The following is a 20,097-nucleotide window of genomic DNA, read 5'->3' as shown; positions in this document are numbered from 1 at the left end:
AGCCGGTGTTGCGTTGATTTTGCGTTGGTTCTGCGCTGATGTGCGTTATCAGCTTGTTACGATAGTGCAGGGCAATTCCGAAATACGTGATTGTTTGGTCAGGTATCCGGCGTCTCCGACGTCTTTTGCGCACCTGCCGCCGATTCGGCTGCCTCCTGCGCACGGCGCAGGCGCTCGCGGCTGTTGGTCAGGTGGTTGCGCATGGCCGCGCGCGCCGCTTCAGTATCGCGGCGGGCGATGGCTTCGTAGATGTCTTCGTGTTCGCGCTGCACGCGGTCCAGATAGCTGGCTTGCGGGTCGCGCGCCAGTTCCGCCGTGTTCAGGCGTTTGCGCGGGATCACGCCGGCGCCGAGGTGGCTCAGGATTTCAATGAAATAACGGTTGCCGGTGGCGGTGGCGATCTGGAAGTGGAAGCGGAAATCGGGGCCGACGGTGTCGTTGCCCTTTTTCAGATTCTCATGGAAGGCGTCCAGCGCGTGGCGGATTTCCAGCAGTTGCTCGTCGGTGCGGCGTGCGGCAGCCAGGCCGGCGGTTTCGGTTTCCAGACTGATGCGCAGTTCCAGCAGGGCCAGCAGATCCTTCATGGTGGTGATGGTGGCCGGATCGATATTGATATTGCCGGCCTTTTGCGCTTCCAGCACGAAGGTACCGATGCCATGCCGCGTTTCCACCAGTCCGGCCGCCTGCAGGCGTGAAATTGCCTCGCGCACCACGGTGCGGCTGACGCCCTGGGTGAGCATGATTTCAGACTCGGTCGGCAGCTTCTCGCCCGGCTTGATGGAGCCGTTGGAGATCATTTCGGAAATTGCGCCGACCACTTCCTGGGACAGGCTCTGGGTCTTCTTGCGCGGGCGCATCAGCGGGCTGGGTGTCTCGTTGACTTCCATTTTTATAGGTCGATATGTGTGAAAGTAGCCTGGAATTGCGGGGAAGAGCGTTCTGACGAACGGCGTAAGCCCGCAAAAAGATATGCGACATCTTACCAGAGGATGACTGGGTTTCGCACCCTTGATGCAGACTTAAATGGCCTTGCAGCCTCGTTGCGACGGGGGTTGAAGAGACTTTTCGGCTTTTTTCTGTCCGTTCAGCAGAAATCCCGGCTGCCGACATGGATTTCTCCCAGCAAATGGGACATGTCCACCAGTCGTTTTGCCACCAGATGCTGCACGCCGGAATGGGTTTGCCAGATGCCGTAGACGCCGAGCAGAGAGGCGTTGAGGACTTCATTGCGCTGTTTTTCCACCAGCGAGGGCCAGAGGATGACGTTGGTGGAGCCGGTTTCGTCTTCGATGGTGATGAACAGCACGCCCTTGGCGGTGCCGGGACGCTGGCGCACCGTGACGATGCCGCAGCCGCGTGCGAACTGGCCGTCCTGGAAGGTCGCCATCACGTCGTGCGGCAAAAACTTGTGCTTGGTCAGGATAGGGCGCAGCAGGGCGAGCGGATGGCGTTTGAGGGTCAGGCCGGCGCTGCGGTAATCGGCGACGATGTCTTCGGCCTCGGACGGCGCCGGCAGGCGCAGGATGTCTTCGCGCGACGGTGCGGCGTGCAGCAGGTCTTTGGCGGGGGCTGCGTCGAGCGCCTGCCAGAGGGCTTCGCGGCGATGGCCGCTGAGCGCGATCAGCGCGTTGCCGGCGGCGAGCGCCTGCAGGTTGTGCTTGTCGAGCCGGGCGCGGCGGGCCAGGTCCTGCAAGTCGGAAAACGTTTGTTCATGGCGCGCGCGTTCGATACGCAAGGCCGCTTCTTCTTTCATGCTGCCGAGCAGGGACAGGCCGAGCCGTACAGCAGGTCGGATGTCGGGGCGTGCCGGATCGACGTTTTCCAGCGTGCTGTCCCAGTTGCTGTGCATGACGTCGGCCGGCAGCACGCATACGCCGTGACGGCGCGCGTCCTGGATCAGTTGCGACGGTGAATAGAAACCCATGGGCTGGCTGTTGAGCAGCGAGCAGAGAAAGGCTTCCGGCTCGTGGCATTTGAGCCAGCTGCTGGCGTAGGCGAGGATGGCGAAGCTGGCGGCGTGGCTCTCGGGGAAGCCGTATTCACCGAAGCCTTTGATCTGCTGGAAGATGGCGTTGGCGAATTTTCCGTCATAGCCATTTTTAACCATGTTTTGAACTAGTTTGTGCTCATATTTTTCAAGGCCGCCTTTGCGTTTCCATGCTGCCATCGCACGACGCAGATCGTCGGCTTCTCCCGGCGTAAAGTCTGCAGCGATAACGGCGATCTGCATAACTTGTTCTTGGAAAATAGGAACGCCTTGTGTACGTTCTAATGCATCTTTCAGTGCTGGCGGATAAGTTGGATCTTCTTTACCTTCGCGACGCCGCAAAAATGGATGCACCATCCCGCCCTGAATCGGCCCTGGCCGCACGATGGCGACTTGAACAACAAGGTCGTAAAACCGGCGGGGTTTAAGTCGCGGCAACATGCTCATTTGCGCGCGGCTTTCGATCTGGAATACGCCGATAGTGTCCGCCTTGCAGATCATGTCGTAAGTGGCAATGTCGTCCCGGGGAATATCTTGCAGAGCGAGTGGTTTTCCATGTCGCTGTTCAACCAGTTCCAGAGCGCGTCGCAAGGCTGAGAGCATGCCTAGCGCCAGCACGTCGACTTTGAGCAAGCGCAAGGATTCCAGATCGTCTTTGTCCCATTGAATGACTGAGCGATCGGGCATGGCGGCGTTTTCTATCGGCACCAGTCGTGACAGTTTGTGGCGCGCAATGACGAAGCCACCGCTGTGCTGCGATAGATGCCGTGGAAAATTGATCAGTTGCCTGGAAAGGATTGCCCATTGATGGGCAACCGGTGATTCAGGATCCACGCCGCATTCGGCGAAGCGTTCCAGTATATCGCAGCTATTGTCGAACCACTGATACGACTTGGCGACCTTGTCGACGATTGAGGCGTCGACCCCGAGTGCCTTGCCGACGTCGCGCAGTACGCCGCGCGGACGGTAGGTGTGGACGGCGGCGGCGATCGCTGCGCGCATGCGGCCGTATTTTCTGTAGATATATTGAATGACTTCTTCACGTCGCTGATGCTCGAAATCGACATCAATGTCGGGCGGTTCGCCGCGTTCTTTACTGATGAAGCGTTCGAACAGCATGCTTGAAGAATTGGGATCGACTTCGGTCACGCCGAGGCAGTAGCAAACCACAGAATTGGCTGCCGAACCACGGCCCTGGCGCAGGATACCGTTGTCTTTCGCAAAGCGCACGATGTCGTAGACCGTGAGGAAGTAAGGCTCATAGGCCATGTCATTGATCAGCGTGAGTTCGTACTCGATCTGGTCAGTGACTTTTTGCGGGATGCCGGCGGGATAGCGCAGATGCGCGCCGAGATAGACTTCCTGGCGCAGATAGCCGGCCGGCGTCTGGCCGTCCGGGACCAGTTCTTCGGGGTATTCGTAACGCAGCGTGTCGAGCTCGAAGGTGCACATCTCAGCGATGTGCATGGTTTCCGCCAATGCCGACGGAGAGAAAATATTCGCCAGCCGTAGCCGTGAGCGCAGATGCTGTTCCGCATTCGGTGCGAGGTCGTAGCCGCAATCGCCGACGGCTTTGCCAAGACGTATCGCCGTCAGCGTGTCTTGCAAAAATTTGCGCGAGCGTACGTGCATGTTGACTTCGCCGATGGCGGTGACCGGCAGGCCATGGCGCTCGGCCGCTTCCTGGATAGTGCCGCGATGTAATTGATCGTAGGGGCGATACAGTTGCGTCAGTCCGAGCCAGGCGCGTTGCGGGAAGGTACGCGCCAGCCATGCTGCCTGCTGCGCCAGCATGGCCGCATCGGCAGGATAATGCGGCGCCAGAATCAGCAGGCAATCGGGCAGGCCACGCAGGTGGGCATGCGATGCCTGCGGTGCAGAAAAGTCATTGAGGTCGATGCGGTAGCTACCCTTGTCGGCGCGGGTACGGCCCAGCGTGATCAGCTCGGAGAGGTTGCCGTAGCCTTCACGGTTTTGCGCGAGGGCGATCAGTGTCAGCGGCGGCTTGCCGGCTTCCCATTCGATGCGGAAACAGGATCCGATAATGAGTTTCAGCTTGGCCTTTTTAGCTTCCATATGAGCGCGTACCACGCCGGCCAGCGAGCATTCATCAGTAACGGCGAGTGCGGTATAGCCGAGTTGCATGGCGCGTGCGGCGAGTTCTTCGGCGTGCGAGGCGCCTTCGAGAAAGCTGAAGTTGGACAGGCAGAACAGCTCCGCGTAATCGGGAATGGCGGAGGCGGCAGGCGAGGGAATAGGCGGGATATCAGGCATGGCTTGTCCTCGCTTCATCCGAACATGCCGTGCAGATACCAATGCGGCTCAACACCATCGACATCGCCGATGCGCTCGCGGTAAATCCAGTAGTGGCAATGATCGGCGCCTTCGGCGATGTAATAGTCGCGCGTGACCAGGTCGCCGTTCCACCAGCCTGCTTCAATGCGTTCGGCGGGCGAGACGGGGCGCAGGCGTGAACCGTAATAAGGACGATGCTGGCGCATGGTCAAGGCAATTGGTTTTTCCAGCAGCCACGTGGGGCGGGGCGGCAGAGGGCGTTCTTCCAGCGGGGCGGCGGCGTCCATGACGAAAACCCAGCGATTGGCCCGTTCCGGCCGATAGTCGGCGAGCGGTGCGGCGTGCAACACCTTGTCCGCACCCAGCCGGGCGACCAGCAGTTCGATCAGGCGCTTGTGGTCTTCGGGCGTACCGCCGGGTTCCGGAAACAGGTTGTTGCTGGCGGGCGCCATGGGTTCGGTTTGCGCCGCTTCCAGCACGACGGCGATGACCGGGGCGGTGATTTCCAGCCGCGCCAGCCGCTCTTTGAGCAGGCGGATCAGGTGCATGTCTTGCCAGGTCGGCTCGGCCAGCATGAGGTCAATAGTCGTGGGCGCGACGGCCTGGCGGCCGCGTTCGTGTTCCAGTTGTACGCGCACTTGCGTGACGGCCAGATGGCGCGCCGCCAGCCAGCCGCAGAGTTGAGTGAGCAAAGCCTGAATGGTGTATTGGGCGGCGTCGGCGTGTTCGATGCGTTCGTTTAATTCGATGCGTTGCCGGAAGCTGGGCGGGACTTCGATCCAGGCGTGCAATTCCGGTGCATCGCCATAGGCGCAGTCCAATGCATCCAGCATGTGCGTGTCGCCACGCCGTTGCAAACCGGCGCGCGGCAGGCGGCGCAGGTCGGCCAGCGAGCGGCAGCCGATGCCGGCGAGCCAGTCGAGATAAGGCTGCGCCGCCGGCAATGCGGCGACCGGCAGGCGGCTGAGATGCCGGTGCAGGCGATGCTGCTTCAACGTCCGGGCGCCGGTATGCCGGGCGAGTAAGGCGGCGCCGTTGGCGGTCGGTGCGCAGCTGATGACGGCATTCAGGCCGAGTTGCCGGACGGTGGCGCGGACGCGGCTGCACAAGGCGCGGATGCCGCCGAACAGGCTCAGGCTGGCGCCGATATCGAGCAGGATGGTGGACTCTTCCGCGAAGCTGGCCTGCGGAGTGTATTGCAGCAAGGCGGTGGCGGCGCCGAATAGTGTCTGCGCTTCGCGATCAGGCATGCGTTCGTGCATGAGCGCTTTCGGCAGCAAGGCCAGCACGCCGCCGCGCCGCATGCCGATACGCACGCCGGCTTCGCAGGCGGACTGCGAAGCCGCCATGACGCGGGTGTGCTCAAGCACGACGGCAGAGACTTCATCCGACCAGTTCGGATGAAATACTTCCAACGACAGCAGGGGCAGATGTACGGCGATCCACAGGCGCATGATGCAAAAGATTCAGTGAGGGCAAGGAGATAAACAAGGGCGTATCGCGCTGCGGTCCGCGTCGTTTGACGAAGCCGACTTCAATGCCGCCGGCTGCGGCCGCCAGCGACAAACGCAGCGGCGCGGGCGAAGCGTCCTGCGCACAACTGAGCGGTCGCAACATGACGAATAGGGTGCTGCCGGTTTGTGCCGCCAGATGCAGGCGGCGCAGACTGTCCTTGCGCATGTGTCGCTGCCAGAACAGCAGGGCGGCGCAACTGCCGGATTTCAATATCTGTTCGGCGGCCCAGGCGGCATCGGCGCTGGTGGCGGCGCGCACCGACAGCAGGCGTGCGGCATCGACGCCGATCTGGCGCCAGCCGATGGCTTGCGGTGCATGCGGCGTCTGCACCAGCGCGATGCGGCGCGGCGACAAGGATTGCAATGCCGGGCCCAGCAGGCGCAGTTCGCCGACGCCGGGCTGCGGCAGCAGCAAGTCGATCAGCGCGCCGGTCGGCCAGCCTTGGCCGGGCAGCTCCTTCGACAGCGCATCAAAGCCGGTATCGAGCCCGCGCGCCGTGCTGCGGGCAAGCTGTGAAGCGAGCCAGAGCGAGGCGTGAATGCTTTGAGGAAGAGGGGCTGACATGAACAAGCTTCGAAATACGTATACTGTATAAATATACAGTAATTAACGTGCTTCGGGGATCTTCATCAAGGGTGGTCTCTGCAGGTTTTGCAGTACCTGACAAGATTACTCAAGTTTGATATACTTGACGTAAATATTCGGGAATTCAGGGAGTGGTTCTGAAAACTGTTTCTGGAGTCGAGATTTCATGCGATTAACTACTAAAGGCCGTTTTGCTGTGACAGCAATGATTGACCTGGCGTTGCGCCAGGGCAATGGACCCGTCACGTTGTCCGCCATCAGCGAGAGGCAGGAAATTTCTTTATCATATCTGGAGCAGTTGTTCGGCAAATTGCGGCGCCACCAGATCGTTGAGTCCGTACGCGGACCCGGCGGCGGCTACAACCTGGCGCGCAAGGCGGGCGATGTGTCGGTGGCCGACATCATCATCGCCGTCGATGAACCCCTGGATGCAACGCAATGCGGCGGCAAGGAAAATTGCCATAGCGTCACCCACCCCGGTGGCACGCGCTGCATGACGCACGACCTGTGGTCGACGCTCAATGAAAAGATGGTCGAATATCTCGACTCGGTTTCCTTGCAGGACCTGGTCGACCAGCAGCACCAGAAAGAACAGAAGCAGCCGGAACACAGAACACTCGGTACTGAACAAAGCGTGGTTGTCATGCACCGCCCTCACGCAGCGGTTTGATTGGAGCTAGAACAAAATGAATGCACCTCTGGAAAAAAGCCTGTTGGACACCATCAAGGCGCCGCATTTTCCAATTTATCTGGATTACTCGGCAACCACGCCGGTCGACCCGCGCGTGGCCGACAAGATGATTCCCTATCTGCGCGAGCAGTTCGGTAATCCTGCGTCGCGCAGCCACATGTACGGCTGGACCGCAGAGAAGGCCGTGGAAGATGCACGCGAAGAAGTCGCCAAGCTGGTCAACGCGGATTCGCGCGAAATCATCTGGACTTCCGGCGCGACCGAAAGCAACAACCTGGCAATCAAGGGTGCTGCACAGTTCTACAAGACCAAGGGCAAGCACATCATCACGGTCAAGACCGAGCACAAGGCTGTGCTGGATACTTTCCGCGAACTGGAGCGTCAAGGTTTCGAAGCGACTTACCTGCAACCGCAAGACAACGGTCTGGTGACGGTCGAGCAGATCGCCGCTGCCGTGCGTCCCGACACCATCCTGATTTCGGTCATGCTGGTCAATAACGAAATCGGCGTGATCCAGCCTGTGCCTGAAATCGGCGAATTCTGCCGCTCCAAGGGCATCATTTTCCATTGCGACGCTGCGCAGGCAACCGGCAAGGTCAAGATCGATCTGGAAAACTGGAAAGTCGACCTGATGAGCTTCTCGGCGCACAAGACTTACGGTCCTAAGGGCATCGGCGCGCTGTACGTGCGCCGCAAACCACGTGTGCGTATCGAAGCGCAGATTCACGGCGGCGGTCATGAGCGCGGTCTGCGTTCCGGCACACTGGCAACTCACCAGATCGTCGGCATGGGCGAAGCCTTCCGCATCGCCCGCGAAGAGATGGAAACCGAACTGGCTCACATCCGCGCCATGCGCGATCGTCTGGCCAAGGGTTTGCAAGAGATCGAAGAAACCTATATCAACGGCGACATGGAGCATCGTGTGCCGCACAACCTGAACGTCAGCTTCAACTACGTCGAAGGCGAATCTCTGATCATGGCGATCAAGGACATTGCGGTGTCGTCCGGCTCGGCGTGCACCTCGGCCAGCCTGGAACCGTCGTACGTGCTGCGCGCCCTGGGCCGTAGCGACGAACTGGCGCACAGCTCTATCCGTTTCACCATCGGTCGTTTCACGACCGAAGAAGACATCGACTTCACCATTGATCTGATCAAGGGCAAGGTCGGCAAGCTGCGCGAATTGTCGCCGCTGTGGGATATGTACAAGGACGGGATCGACATCAGCACGATCCAATGGGCTGCACACTAAGTATCGCGAAAATGAAAACCGCCCCCATATAGAACGCAGGGGCGACCTCATCAAGGAGCATCAAAATGTCTTACTCGGAAAAAGTACTCGATCACTACGAAAACCCACGTAACGTCGGCGCCTTCGAAAAGGGCGACGAGACCGTAGGCACAGGTATGGTCGGCGCGCCCGCTTGCGGCGATGTCATGAAGTTGCAGATCAAGGTCGGCGCTGACGGCGTGATTCAGGACGCCAAGTTCAAAACCTACGGTTGCGGCTCGGCGATTGCATCGTCGTCGCTGGTGACTGAATGGGTCAAGGGCAAGACATTGGATCAGGCTTTGTCGATCAAGAACACTCAGATCGCTGAAGAACTGGCGTTGCCGCCGGTGAAGATCCACTGCTCGATCCTGGCGGAAGACGCCATCAAGGCTGCAGTGCAAGACTACAAGGCCAAGCACGGCAGCGTTGAGCAAAAGGCTGCGGCTTAATTCAAGCCGCAAGCGAAGCGAAAGAAGGCAGGCATCATGGCAATCACACTGACTGAAAAAGCTGCAAAACACATCAGCCGCTACATGGAACGTCGCGGCAAAGGTCTCGGCCTGCGTCTCGGCGTGCGCACGACCGGCTGCTCCGGCCTGGCTTACAAGCTGGAATATGTGGACGAAGAAACGCCGGAAGATCAGGTGTTTGAATCGCGCGGCATTCGCGTCTATGTGGATCCCAAGAGCTTGCCGTACATCGACGGCACCGAACTCGATTTCGCGCGTGAAGGCCTGAACGAAGGCTTCAAGTTCCAGAACCCGAACATGAAGGACGAGTGCGGCTGCGGCGAAAGCTTCCGGATTTGATGCCGTGACGGATGTTGTGATCGCCACGGTTGCCGGTAATACGGCGACCGGGTTGATCGGGATCTAGTGCTTAGCCAGAATCGTTAGCGATAGCCTCTGAAGAGTAGTTCTGCCAAGCCTGTTGAAGTCCGAACAGGCTTTTTATTTTTTGTTCATCTGAACAATCTTTGCACAACGTATGCAAAATCACTTCGCACTTTTCCAATTGCCGCAACGCTTTGCCGTCGATCTGACTGCGCTGGAAAAGGCGTTCCACGGCGTGCAGAGCCAGGCGCATCCGGACAAGTTTACCAATGCGACCGGCGCCGAGAAGCGCGTCGCCATGCAATGGGCCACCCGCGCCAACGAAGCCTACCAGACGCTCAAAAATCCTCTCAAGCGCGCCTCCTATCTGTGCGAGCTCAACGGCGTCGATCTGCAAACCGAATCCAATACTTCCATGCCGCCGGCATTCCTGATGCAGCAAATGGAGTGGCGAGAAGAACTTGACGACGCGCGTGCCGGCAAGAATATCGAGGCGCTCGAACAGCTCGACGGCGCCTTGCGCAGCGCGAAGAAAGACACCGTCGCCCGTATCGAAACGCTGCTCGATGCCAACGACTTCGCCGGCGCCGCCCAATTGGTGCGCCAGCTCATGTTCCTTGATAAATTCGGCGAAGAGATCGGTAACACGTTCGCCCTGATCGAAGGTTGATGCGCCATGCCTGACGTGTTCCTGTTTCTGATCGCCGCCATGATGCTGACCCTGGCTCCGGGGCCGGACAATATCTACGTGCTCACGCGCGGCATCGCGCAGGGCAAGAAAGCCGGCTTGGTTGCCGCACTCGGCTTTTCGTCGGGACTGTTCTTCCACACATTGTTGGCGGTGCTGGGTTTTGCCGCCATCATCAAGGCCTATCCGGCTGCGTATCACGCCCTGCAATACGCGGGCGCGGCGTATCTGGTGTATCTCGGCATCCGCACCTTGCGTTCTGCCGCGTCGATGTCGCTGGATGCGACCATGACACCGGTCAGCCTGTCGCGCATTTATTGGCAAAGCGTGATCGCCAACATCCTTAATCCCAAGGTGACGCTGTTCTTTATCGCCTTCCTGCCGCAGTTCGTCAACGTGCACGCCGGCCATGTGGCCTGGCAGATGCTGTTGCTGGCGGTAGTGTTCATTCTTCAGGCGCTGGCGATTTTCAGCGCGATTGCGTTTTTCTCCGGCATCGTCGGCGCGTACTTCAAGCGTCAGGCGCGTGCCGCTCTCTATTTGAACAGGCTTGCCGGCTGTGCGTTTGTGGGACTGGGTATCCGCATCGCCTTGCCGGAATAAATCGACTATGGCTCTTCTCCAAATCTCCGAACCGGGCATGTCCACCGCGCCGCATCAGCATCGGCTGGCGGTAGGCATCGATCTCGGCACCACCAATTCGTTGGTTGCCACCGTGCGCAACAGCATTCCTGAAGTCCTCAATGACGAAGAGGGGCGCAGCCTGTTGCCGTCGGTGGTGCGTTATCTGCCCAACGGCCACGCAAATATCGGCTACAAGGCGCAAGCTGCGCAGACCACCGATCCGAAGAATACGATCGTCTCGGTCAAGCGCTTCATGGGCCGCGGTCTGAAAGACATCGCCTACGTTGAAAATCTGCCCTACGATTTCCAGGATGCGCCCGGCATGGTGCAGCTGAAGACCGTTGCCGGTGTGAAGAGCCCGGTTGAAATTTCGGCGCAGATTCTGGCGACCTTGCGTCAGACGGCAGAAGACGCGCTGGGCGACGATCTGGTGGGCGCCGTGATTACCGTGCCTGCTTACTTCGACGACGCGCAGCGCCAGGCGACCAAGGACGCGGCGCAACTGGCCGGTCTCAATGTCCTGCGTCTGCTCAACGAACCTACGGCTGCGGCGATTGCCTACGGCCTCGACAATGGTTCGGAAGGCACGTTCGCCGTCTACGATCTGGGCGGCGGCACCTTCGATATTTCCATCCTCAAATTGACCAAGGGCGTGTTTGAAGTCTTGTCGACCGGCGGCGATTCTGCACTGGGCGGCGACGATTTCGATCAGCGCCTGTTCTGCTGGATCTGCGAACAATCGCAACTGGCGCCATTATCCGACGAAGACACGCGCATCCTGTTGGTGAAGGCGCGCGAGGTGAAAGAGCTGCTGTCGTCCAAGGCTTACACGCAAATCGACGCGGTCCTGAATTCGGGCGAAGAAGTGCATCTGTCGATCACGGCGGAAGAATTCACCGCGCTGACCCAGCATCTGGTCGCCAAGACCATCACGCCATGCCGCAAGGCCTTGCGCGATGCGAATCTGTCCGTGGACGACGTCGACGGCGTGGTGCTGGTCGGTGGTGCGACGCGCATGCCGCATGTACGCAAGGCCGTCGGCGAATTTTTCCAGACCACCCCCTTGGCTAATATCGATCCGGACAAGGTTGTGGCGCTGGGCGCCGCCGTGCAGGCCAATCTGCTGGCCGGCAATCGCGCCGCCGGCGACGACTGGCTGCTGCTGGACGTGATCCCGCTGTCGCTCGGCATCGAGACCATGGGCGGCCTGGCGGAGAAAGTCATTCCGCGCAATTCCACTATTCCATGCGCACGCGCGCAAGAGTTCACGACCTTCAAGGATGGCCAGACTGCGATGGCGATTCAGGTAGTGCAGGGCGAGCGTGAGCTTGTGGCCGATTGCCGTTCGCTGGCGCGTTTCGAGCTGCGCGGCATTCCGCCGATGGCGGCAGGCGCAGCACGCATTCGCGTGACGTATCAGGTCGACGCCGACGGTTTGCTGTCAGTATCGGCGCGTGAAATGACATCGGGTGTGGAAGCCGCGATCACGGTCAAGCCTTCTTATGGTTTGGAAGACGATGACGTCGCCCGCATGCTGCAGGATTCCTTCCAGTCGGCCGATGAAGACATGAAGCGCCGCGCCTTGCGCGAAGAGCAGGTCGAAGCCGAGCGCATTATTCTTGCGACGGAGTCGGCGCTGAATGTCGACAGCGCCTTGCTCAATGAACAAGAGCGCATCGACGTCGCTGCGCTGATCGAAGTCGTGCGCGAGAAGGCGCAAGGCGATGATCATCTGGCGATCAAGGCAGCAGTTGACGCGCTGGCGCATGGCACTGAAGAATTCGCCGCGCGCCGCATGGACCGCAGCGTTCACGCCGCGCTGGCCGGCAAGAAATTGGATGAAGTTTCGTAAAGATAGAGGTTAATACCGTGCCACAAATCGTCATACTCCCACACCCCACTTTTTGCCCTGACGGCGCCGTCATCGACGCGCCGGTAGGCAAGACCTTGTGCGATGCCATGCTCGACAGCGATGTCGATATCGAACACGCCTGCGAGAAGTCCTGCGCCTGTACTACCTGCCACGTGGTGATCCGCGAAGGTTTTGACACGCTGGATGATCCGACCGACAAGGAAGAAGATTTGCTCGACATGGCCTGGGGCCTGGAAGCGAATTCGCGCCTGTCGTGCCAGGTGGTGCTGGGCGACGACGATCTGGTCGTCGAAATTCCAAAGTACACCATCAACCACGCCAGCGAGAATCACTGATTCAGCTTACGTCTTGCATGGGCGACTGATCAACATTAGCGAGGCAGCCATGAAATGGACCGATATTCAGCGTATTGCTGAAGAGCTCAACGACAAGTTTCCGGACACCGATCCCAAGACCATACGCTTCACCGATTTGCATCGCTGGGTGATGGAGTTGGATGGCTTTGATGACGATGCCAATCGCTCCGGAGAAAAAATTCTGGAAGCGATTCAGGCTGCCTGGATCGAAGAGGCCGAGTAAGTTATTGCGGCGCAGGCTGCAGACGTAAAAAAAGGAGCGTATATCGCTCCTTTTTTACGTCCATCATTTTGTCATCTGCGCGCGCAATCACACCAGAATATTTGAAACATGCTGCATGCCTGTCGTGTACTGCGGAAAAATCTGCTGCATGGCGCTGTCGGGAATGCGCATGTGTTTCTCCGCCAGCGTTGACATCACTGCGCGAAAATCGGTCGTGATCGCCAGGTCGCGTCCCTCATTGAGTTCCGCCTTGTTCAGCCCGGGCCATTGTCCGTAAATCGTGTGTCCGCGCACGTTGCCGCCCAGCAGCCACATCACGTTGCCGTGACCGTGGTCGGTACCGCCGTTGCCATTTTCGCGGAAGGTTCTGCCGAACTCAGAGACCACCACGATCACTGTGTCATTGAAGGCCGGCCCAAGCTCCTGCGCCAGCGTCGCCAGTCCAGTCGCGAGCGGCGTCAGGCGGTTTGCCAACTGTCCGGCGCCGTTGCCCTGATTGGCATGGGTATCCCAACCGCCGACGGCAAGAAAGCCGAGACGGATCTTCGGGTCGCCGCGCATCAGTCGTCCCAGTCGCGCGGTGTCGACGGACAAGCCGTTGGGCAAAGGCGCACCGTTGTTGGCCACGCGCTGTTCATTGCTGCTCATTTCCGCCATCAGTTCTTTGCGCGCGGCGAGACCGTCGCGGTACGCCTTGCCAAGAGCATCGTTGTCGGCATACATCGCGCCATAGGCCTGATTGACCTTGGGCTGATCGATCAAGGTCGGCCGGGCGGCATCGCGGCCGGTCGGGAGGTTGGCGACGACTTGCCGGCCGCTGAGAATGCGCGGTGTCGATTCACCCAGCGTCAGGGCTTGCACCGGCGACTCGGATGGCGGCAGCTGGCCTTGCAGGCGATTCATCCAACCGTCGCGGGTGTTGTGCTGGCCGGGCGTGCCGGTCTCCATGTAATCCTGCGCTTCGAAGTGGGAGCGCGAACCGTCAGGTGATCCCGAGGCGTGGACGAAAGCCAGCTGGCCGCTTTCCCAATAAGGCATCAAGGGCCGCAATGAGGGATGCAAGCCGAAATAGCCGGTGAGGTCGATTGCGCCGTTGTTCTGTCCCGGCCGCGCCACAGCAATACTGGAGCGTGCCTGATAGTACTCGCGGTCACCGTGCGGCACGACGACATTGAGACCGTCGACGGCGCCGCGCAGGAAGACCACCACCATGCGAGGTGTGCCGTCGCCGTTGGCATGCGGACGTTGCTTCGGTGTGCCATAGGCGAGCGGGGCGTTGCTGCCTGAGGATGCAGTCGATGGTTTGCCGACCGGCGCCACAGCACAGCCCGACAGACCGATGGGAATGACAATGGCGCTGCTGCCGGCCATGCCCACGTAACGGATGAATTCACGACGGTTCATGATGGTCCTAACGTTTCATGAAGGCAGGGCTGCCCAGAATCAGGCCGACTTGCAGGTTCGCCGGCGATGAAGAGATCGTTGTCACGTTTTCCTGGCTTAGCATCGGCGACAGCGTCTGTATCAGTTGCACCGGATCGACAGGCGCCGCGTCCGGCGACGGTTGCGTGCCTTCAGTCCGCGCGATCGGCGATTTTCCGTTGCTGAGGCCGTTGACGAAATTGATCCGGCGCAATAGTGCATCAGGATTGAGCCAGGCTTCTTCGGAGTATTTGTAGCCCTCCGGTGTCAGCCAGCCGTACAAAGGCATCCCGAACTGGTTTAAAACGCCGCTGACGGGCTTGCCGTTGACCACCGGCGTTGCAGTCGCGCGCAGGGATGAGACCACATATTGGTAGGGTGTCTTGAACTGGCTCTGATAATTCTTGCGCGCCCAGAATTGCGGACTGTCGAACAAAACGCGCAGCACCGACTTGATATCGCCATTGGTGGCAAGGAAGCGCTGCGACATCTGATTCACCAGTTCCGGATCGGGCTGGTCGGAGACGAAGTACTGCACCAGCTTGGTCGAGATGAAACGCGCCGTGGCAGGATGGCGCGCAAGCATGTCGAGCGCAATTTCACCTTCCTGCTGGCCGCTGCGTGGAATCACTCTGCCGAGGAATTGCTTGTCGCCCGCATCGTGACGCCCCGGACGGAAGATGAAGGTGGCGTCGTCGGCGTCTTCTTTCATCTCGCGCACACTGATGGTCCAGCCGCTAAGGATGCGCGCCAGCGAAATCACATCGGCCTGGCTATAGCCGCCGTTGACGCCAAGCGTATGCAGTTCCATCAGCTCGCGCGCATAGTTCTCGTTGAGTCCCTTGAAGCGGCCTTTGGCTTGGGGCGTATTGGCGCCGCTGCTGAGCCAGTTGTCGAGGTAATACAGCATCGCGGGATGATGCGCCACGGCGCCGAGCAGTTGGCGAAAGTTGCCAAGCGCGTTGGGGCGAATGGCGTTCTTTTCGTAATCCGCATTCCAGTAGCGCACCCATTCCTTGCCTTCGAACACATTGAAATGGTTGAACCAGAATTCGGTCATGACCTCCTGCAACTGGCGCGGACTTTCCGTTGCCATCCACAGCCGGGCGACATGGCTGGCGGGCGTAATCTCCTTGGCGGCACGCTGGCGCGCGGCGTTCTTTTCTTCCGGCGAAGCCGTGTTGGGCGGGAAGGACGGCGGGCCGTACTGGATGTACAGTTGCGGGGCACTGAGGTTATAGGTCGGCAAGCTGTTCAGCCTCGCCTGCAGATCGGCGGGGAAGGGAATATGTTCCGGATCAAGTTGTTCGTCGATGTAGCGTTTGGCGCCAATTTTTTCAACCGCGGCAACATCGCCCGGGCGCGGTCCGTAAGCCATGCGGTTGAGGACATGCAGCGCTTTTTCCTGCGATGTCAACGCCTGTGCAGAGGCGAGACTGCACAAACACAATGCCAGTAATCCTGTCACGCCATGTCTGAACGAGGTCTGCATGATCTCTTTACACCAAAGGGAGAAGGGGAGCGTTCATTCAGTATGTACATCCTCCTTTCGCCTCGCTGTAATAAAGTGTAAGGGTCGAAACATGTCTGACAAAAAGCTGTCATCTACGAATTATTTTGCGGAAGACAGCATAGTGACCGAGTCCGTATAAAGAAGAGAAATTGCCGCCGTCATTTTCAACGAATGACCAATATTGAGAATGTGGTGAATTATCTTCGCTTGAATCTCTTCATTTTCTTATTCGAATTCCTTGATGCAGAAGATGAGTTCATTCAACTTATTTGGGTAACCATATTATTCTCGACTGGCAGTTTTTTCTTTCTTGAGAAAGTCCTTAATCTGCGTCATTTTCTCTCGTAAAACAAAGTCTCAAATTAAGAGAATTCTCATATACGGTTTTCCGCGTGATGGTCACAATGCCCCCTTGTAACGAGCTACCTGATGCGCTGCAATAAGGGCTGCCGAGCTGGAAGACTATGAGAACAATTGCGAATCTATCCATTTTAATCGTCGAAGACGAACCACTTCAACGCGCTTTTATTACTGAAAAACTGAAGGAACTGGGCGCAATCAATATTCAGGATGTATCTGACGGTATGGAGGCAATCGGTCTGTTGAAAGAGCGTCCGGTCGATCTGATATTTTGCGACATCGGCATGCCCAACATGGATGGCTCTCAATTTGTTCTGGCACACGCGGCGTTGCCGCTGCCGCGCGGCAAGGATCTGCCCATGCTGATCTGGACAAGCGCACTCGACGACGATTTGCTTGAGTCGCATCTGCAGATGGCCTGTTCGGCAGGTTTCCCCTTTGTCGATGCGATTGCCAAACCGCTGAGTTCGTTGGTGTTGAGCGTGGCTATTGATACGGTGCTGGCGCTATTGAATGCGATGAATGTTGCTCAGCAAAAGACGTCAAAATTCTCACGCAGCTTTGCTGAAGATACCATTGAGGACGACGATGTTTTGCGGGCGATCTGCGACACCAGTGAATTCGAGGTGTGGTATCAACCACACATTTCGTTGAAAACAAGAATGGTGGTTGGCGCTGATGCACTGGTACGCTGGAGTCATCCCAAATTCAGCGGCTTGTCGCCAAGTCAGTTCATGGATATCATTGAGCGGCAGGGCTTGGGCCTGATGTTGTTTTATCGCACGGTGAATCATGTGCTGAAAACCCAGCAAAAACTCGAAAAAATCGGCTGCAGAATCCCCATCTGTGTCAAAGCTTCCGCAACAACGCTGGAGACGCCTGAAATCGCGGATTACCTCTACGAGCGTATTCAGCGGCACGAAGTTTCTCCCTCTCTTATCACCGTGGGCATTTCAGAAGAAGAGCCGCCGCAGCAAGCATTGAAGCTGGCTGCTTCGCTCAATCGCTTGCGTTTGCGCGGATTGGGGCTGTCGATTGATGACTTCGGATCGGGGATTTCAACTATGAAGCTTTTGTCGCAAATGCCTTTTACCGAGATCCGCATCGACGGTCATTTTGTCCGCCAATTCCTGCGCCAGACGCAATGCAGGGTCATCGTCGAATCCACTATCAACATCGCGCGGCGGCTCAAACTCAAGGTTACTGCCGAGGGGATCGAGAACGCACGGCAGATGGAGGTGCTGGCTGCAATGGGTTGCATGTACGGGCAGGGGGCAATTATCAAACCGATGAAGCAGGAAGATTTTTTGAATAGCGTCGGTGCTGCACAGTTATTTAACAACGGTCTCGTTGATGCGTGAAGCCGCTATTGTATTTTTACTATTTTTGATACACTCGACCATAATTCGTTTGGTCGTGGGCCCGAATTTTATCGTGATCGCATCCAAGCGAAGCAAACCATCAGTATCGATGGCCATCGATTTTGCTGTGTAATGAAGGCGCGCGAAAGGATGTCACGATGACGTGGGCTGGAACAAAAGCGATTCGAATCGCCTTGCTGGATGACCATGCAGTCGTACGACACGGACTTGCAGCACGATTGAAAGAAGAGTCCGATTTCGAGGTCGTCGGCGCTTACGCTACCAGTAAAGACATGATGGCGGCGCTGCGGATTGCTCCCGCAGATATTTTGCTGATCGACTATTCGCTCAGCGTCAATGACATCGACGGATTGAATCTGATCCGTGCGCTGAAAGTGCGTTTTCCCGAGAGCAGAATCCTCGTCTCCTCTTCTCACTACAATCCTGCGACTGTGGCCCTCGCCATGAGAGCCGGCGCGCGCGGTTTCTTCGGCAAGGAGCAAGAACTCTCGGAGTTGATTGCTGCGGTGCGTTCCATATCGGTAGGCCGGGTGCATCTCAATCCGTTGATGGCGGCAGAGATTTCTTCCATGTTGTCCAACAATGCGCAAGAAGAAGAACCCACCGGCGCGGTGGATTCCCTGACCGATAACACCGAATTGTCGCCCCGCGAGAGGGAGGTGTTGCGCTGCTGCCTGGACGGCATGAGCGTGACGCAGATCGCCGAAAAATTTGCGCGCAGTGTCAAGACCATCAGTGGCCAGAAGCAGGCCGCGTTTCGCAAACTCGGCGTGCGCAACGATAATGAGCTGTTCAAGATTCAGCATCAACTCCAGGATTTATAAGGCGCATCATGACGACTATTCAGTCCGCGGCAGAACCACTGGTTCTCGTCATCGACGATTCGGCCACTAGTCGCGTCGTCATTGAAAAACAATTGAAGAAACTCGGCTGCAACGTCAGCACTGCCCAGGATGGGATGTCCGGCCTGGCTGCGATGATGAAGACTGAATTCGATCTGGTCCTGCTTGATTGCCAGATGCCTGACATGAGCGGTTACGACGTCGCGAAGCAGGTGCGCAAGCGCGAGCGCAAAGAAGAGAGTGCGCATACGCCCATCATTGCCATCTCGGCGGAAACAGATGCTGCGCATATGCAGATGTGTCTCGACAGCGGCATGGACGGCGTGTTGGGGAAGCCTCTGCCGGTCGACGAATTGAAAAAAATATTGTCATTGTGGTGCGATATCGACGTTGCCGACTCTCCCGCGACGGGTGTAGAAGAAATGAAGAACGTCGATCTGCAGGCCTTGTTCCGTTCCACGTCGCGGGAAGATTTCTGCTCCATGCAGAGCTTGCTGTCGCAGGCTGATTTGCTTGGTGTCGGACGCATGGCGCATCGCATGAAAGGCGCCGCGCTGACCATGGGTGCAGCGCAGATCGTCGGGACGCTTGAGCGCATCGAAGCAATCGCAACCGGAAAAACCGCACCTGCATCTGGTCTCAATGCGGAAATCGAGATCCTGAGGCAGCAATTGCAGACGATCTGAGGAGGCCCGGGGTCGTTGCGCGTGTGCGCGCAACCGCGGCATGCAGAATGTCCTGACAAATTCAGTTGCCGCCTGTCTGGTTAACTGATTCAGCGGACTATTCTAAGCCTCGACTTCCAACTTCAATTCCTGATGACTGATTGCCTGCTTCGGCGATCAGTCACCGTCTTGTCAGGCTCCAGCCCATGGCAATCCAGCCTTGCACCAGCCCTCAACGGTCTTGCGATGGCCAGCGCTGTCCTTGTTGCCCTCAAATCCTTCAAGAATGTCGTAGCACTCTGTGTAACCGTTTTCGGTAGCGAGCTTGGCTGCGTGACGCGAGCGCACCCCGGAGCGGCACAGGAACAGCAGTACAGTGTCCTTGCCGGCGACGGATGCGAGCTGTTCGAGAAATTGCGGGTTGGGTGTGCCTTCCGGATACAGGTTCCATTGCACGGCCACGTGCTGTTCCGCCGGCAGCGTCACCTGGCCGATCCAGTCGCGTTCTGCCTTGGTGCGGACATCCACCAGCTTGATAGCGGCATTGCCTTGCAGTAACGCATATGCTTCTTGGGGCGTTACCGCACCGGCATAAGGAAATTGTCCTGTTTGGGCGCGCTGTCTGGCAGAAGAAAAAATGTCATTGCTGGAGGTCATATTGCTTCCTGGTAATGATTGATAAAGAATTAAAAAATCGAGATTCAGTCCTGAATCGCAGTAAAAAGCACCAAAAAAGTGCAATGCATAAAAAATGGTATTTATTGGTGCATTTATTGAAATTTGCACCATAATGATTCAACCGAAAGGCGCCCGTGCACTGCTCGGAATCGCCTGTCCGCCAATAACTCCCTAAAATATGCCATACGCATCAACACAAGGCAGTTGATGGCATGGAATCTGCTATCATTCCCGCCTGAGTTCTGGCGCACTATCTGTTGTATTTGCTGCACACATCAAGTCGCACGTAGTCGGC

At 58.0% G+C, this 20,097-nt stretch carries 19 protein-coding genes; 12 read left to right on the top strand and 7 right to left on the bottom strand.

The window, feature by feature from the left end:
- Positions 1 to 98: 98 nt before the first annotated feature.
- The 4 genes from AC1RN6_RS01440 to imuA all read right to left on the bottom strand — a co-directional run bounded on the left by AC1RN6_RS01440 (position 99) and on the right by imuA (position 6,361).
- On the bottom strand, positions 99 to 887 hold the full coding sequence (locus AC1RN6_RS01440) for a FadR/GntR family transcriptional regulator (RefSeq protein ID WP_493002516.1): 789 nt from the start codon (positions 885 to 887) through the stop codon (positions 99 to 101).
- Positions 888 to 1,084: 197 nt separating this feature from the next.
- Positions 1,085 to 4,261, bottom strand: a complete 3,177-nt coding sequence (locus AC1RN6_RS01435; protein WP_493002515.1) for an error-prone DNA polymerase — start codon at positions 4,259 to 4,261, stop codon at positions 1,085 to 1,087.
- 14 nt (positions 4,262 to 4,275) lie between these two features.
- The gene (locus AC1RN6_RS01430) at positions 4,276 to 5,736 is read right to left on the bottom strand and encodes a Y-family DNA polymerase (protein WP_493002513.1); all 1,461 of its coding nucleotides are present in this window, start codon (positions 5,734 to 5,736) and stop codon (positions 4,276 to 4,278) included.
- Positions 5,666 to 6,361, bottom strand: coding sequence for a translesion DNA synthesis-associated protein ImuA (imuA, locus tag AC1RN6_RS01425; protein ID WP_493002511.1), 696 nt, complete (start codon positions 6,359 to 6,361; stop codon positions 5,666 to 5,668). The genes AC1RN6_RS01430 and imuA overlap by 71 nt, the downstream gene beginning before the upstream one ends.
- A 187-nt stretch (positions 6,362 to 6,548) precedes the next feature.
- On the opposite strand from imuA, the gene iscR reads away from it, so the two are divergent.
- From iscR to iscX, 9 genes are all read left to right on the top strand, one after another.
- The gene (gene iscR / locus AC1RN6_RS01420; protein ID WP_493002509.1) at positions 6,549 to 7,052 is read left to right on the top strand and encodes a Fe-S cluster assembly transcriptional regulator IscR; all 504 of its coding nucleotides are present in this window, start codon (positions 6,549 to 6,551) and stop codon (positions 7,050 to 7,052) included.
- Between the two features lie 16 nt (positions 7,053 to 7,068).
- Positions 7,069 to 8,322, top strand: a complete 1,254-nt coding sequence (locus AC1RN6_RS01415) for an IscS subfamily cysteine desulfurase (protein ID WP_493002507.1) — start codon at positions 7,069 to 7,071, stop codon at positions 8,320 to 8,322.
- Positions 8,323 to 8,387: 65 nt separating this feature from the next.
- Complete coding sequence (gene iscU / locus AC1RN6_RS01410) at positions 8,388 to 8,792, top strand: Fe-S cluster assembly scaffold IscU (protein WP_007880057.1); 405 nt, start codon at positions 8,388 to 8,390, stop codon at positions 8,790 to 8,792.
- A gap of 36 nt (positions 8,793 to 8,828) precedes the next feature.
- Positions 8,829 to 9,152 (top strand): iron-sulfur cluster assembly protein IscA, encoded by a 324-nt coding sequence (gene iscA, locus AC1RN6_RS01405; protein WP_007880060.1) that lies wholly within the window; start codon positions 8,829 to 8,831, stop codon positions 9,150 to 9,152.
- A 178-nt stretch (positions 9,153 to 9,330) separates the two neighbouring features.
- Positions 9,331 to 9,846, top strand: coding sequence for a Fe-S protein assembly co-chaperone HscB (hscB, locus tag AC1RN6_RS01400; protein ID WP_493002505.1), 516 nt, complete (start codon positions 9,331 to 9,333; stop codon positions 9,844 to 9,846).
- A 6-nt stretch (positions 9,847 to 9,852) separates the two neighbouring features.
- Positions 9,853 to 10,467, top strand: coding sequence for a LysE family translocator (locus AC1RN6_RS01395; protein WP_493002503.1), 615 nt, complete (start codon positions 9,853 to 9,855; stop codon positions 10,465 to 10,467).
- Positions 10,468 to 10,474: 7 nt separating this feature from the next.
- On the top strand, positions 10,475 to 12,340 hold the full coding sequence (gene hscA, locus AC1RN6_RS01390) for a Fe-S protein assembly chaperone HscA (protein ID WP_493002501.1): 1,866 nt from the start codon (positions 10,475 to 10,477) through the stop codon (positions 12,338 to 12,340).
- A 17-nt stretch (positions 12,341 to 12,357) separates the two neighbouring features.
- The gene (gene fdx / locus AC1RN6_RS01385) at positions 12,358 to 12,696 is read left to right on the top strand and encodes an ISC system 2Fe-2S type ferredoxin (RefSeq protein WP_007880067.1); all 339 of its coding nucleotides are present in this window, start codon (positions 12,358 to 12,360) and stop codon (positions 12,694 to 12,696) included.
- A 49-nt stretch (positions 12,697 to 12,745) separates the two neighbouring features.
- Positions 12,746 to 12,940, top strand: a complete 195-nt coding sequence (iscX, locus tag AC1RN6_RS01380) for a Fe-S cluster assembly protein IscX (protein WP_094564522.1) — start codon at positions 12,746 to 12,748, stop codon at positions 12,938 to 12,940.
- Between the two features lie 87 nt (positions 12,941 to 13,027).
- On the opposite strand, the gene AC1RN6_RS01375 is transcribed toward iscX, so the two are convergent.
- Together AC1RN6_RS01375 and AC1RN6_RS01370 are read right to left on the bottom strand one after the other, a co-directional pair.
- On the bottom strand, positions 13,028 to 14,344 hold the full coding sequence (locus AC1RN6_RS01375) for a DUF1501 domain-containing protein (RefSeq protein ID WP_493002499.1): 1,317 nt from the start codon (positions 14,342 to 14,344) through the stop codon (positions 13,028 to 13,030).
- 7 nt (positions 14,345 to 14,351) lie between these two features.
- The gene (locus tag AC1RN6_RS01370) at positions 14,352 to 15,854 is read right to left on the bottom strand and encodes a DUF1800 domain-containing protein (protein ID WP_493002498.1); all 1,503 of its coding nucleotides are present in this window, start codon (positions 15,852 to 15,854) and stop codon (positions 14,352 to 14,354) included.
- Between the two features lie 485 nt (positions 15,855 to 16,339).
- On the opposite strand from AC1RN6_RS01370, the gene AC1RN6_RS01365 reads away from it, so the two are divergent.
- The 3 genes from AC1RN6_RS01365 (at position 16,340) to AC1RN6_RS01355 (ending at position 19,145) form a co-directional block, all read left to right on the top strand.
- Positions 16,340 to 17,596, top strand: coding sequence for an EAL domain-containing response regulator (locus AC1RN6_RS01365; RefSeq protein ID WP_493002496.1), 1,257 nt, complete (start codon positions 16,340 to 16,342; stop codon positions 17,594 to 17,596).
- A 158-nt stretch (positions 17,597 to 17,754) separates the two neighbouring features.
- A complete protein-coding gene (locus tag AC1RN6_RS01360; protein WP_493003486.1) occupies positions 17,755 to 18,441 on the top strand; it encodes a response regulator in 687 nt (228 codons plus the stop codon).
- 8 nt (positions 18,442 to 18,449) lie between these two features.
- A complete protein-coding gene (locus AC1RN6_RS01355) occupies positions 18,450 to 19,145 on the top strand; it encodes a response regulator (protein WP_493002495.1) in 696 nt (231 codons plus the stop codon).
- Positions 19,146 to 19,316: 171 nt separating this feature from the next.
- Here AC1RN6_RS01355 and AC1RN6_RS01350 read toward each other — a convergent pair whose 3' ends face one another.
- Complete coding sequence (locus tag AC1RN6_RS01350) at positions 19,317 to 19,781, bottom strand: rhodanese-like domain-containing protein (RefSeq protein WP_493003484.1); 465 nt, start codon at positions 19,779 to 19,781, stop codon at positions 19,317 to 19,319.
- Between the last annotated feature and the right edge of the window lie 316 nt (positions 19,782 to 20,097).

Source organism: Herbaspirillum sp. GW822-FHT03A08 (assembly GCF_058801885.1).
The sequence above is the reverse complement of the archived record's forward strand: the minus strand, read 5'-3'. Positions and strand labels throughout refer to the sequence as shown.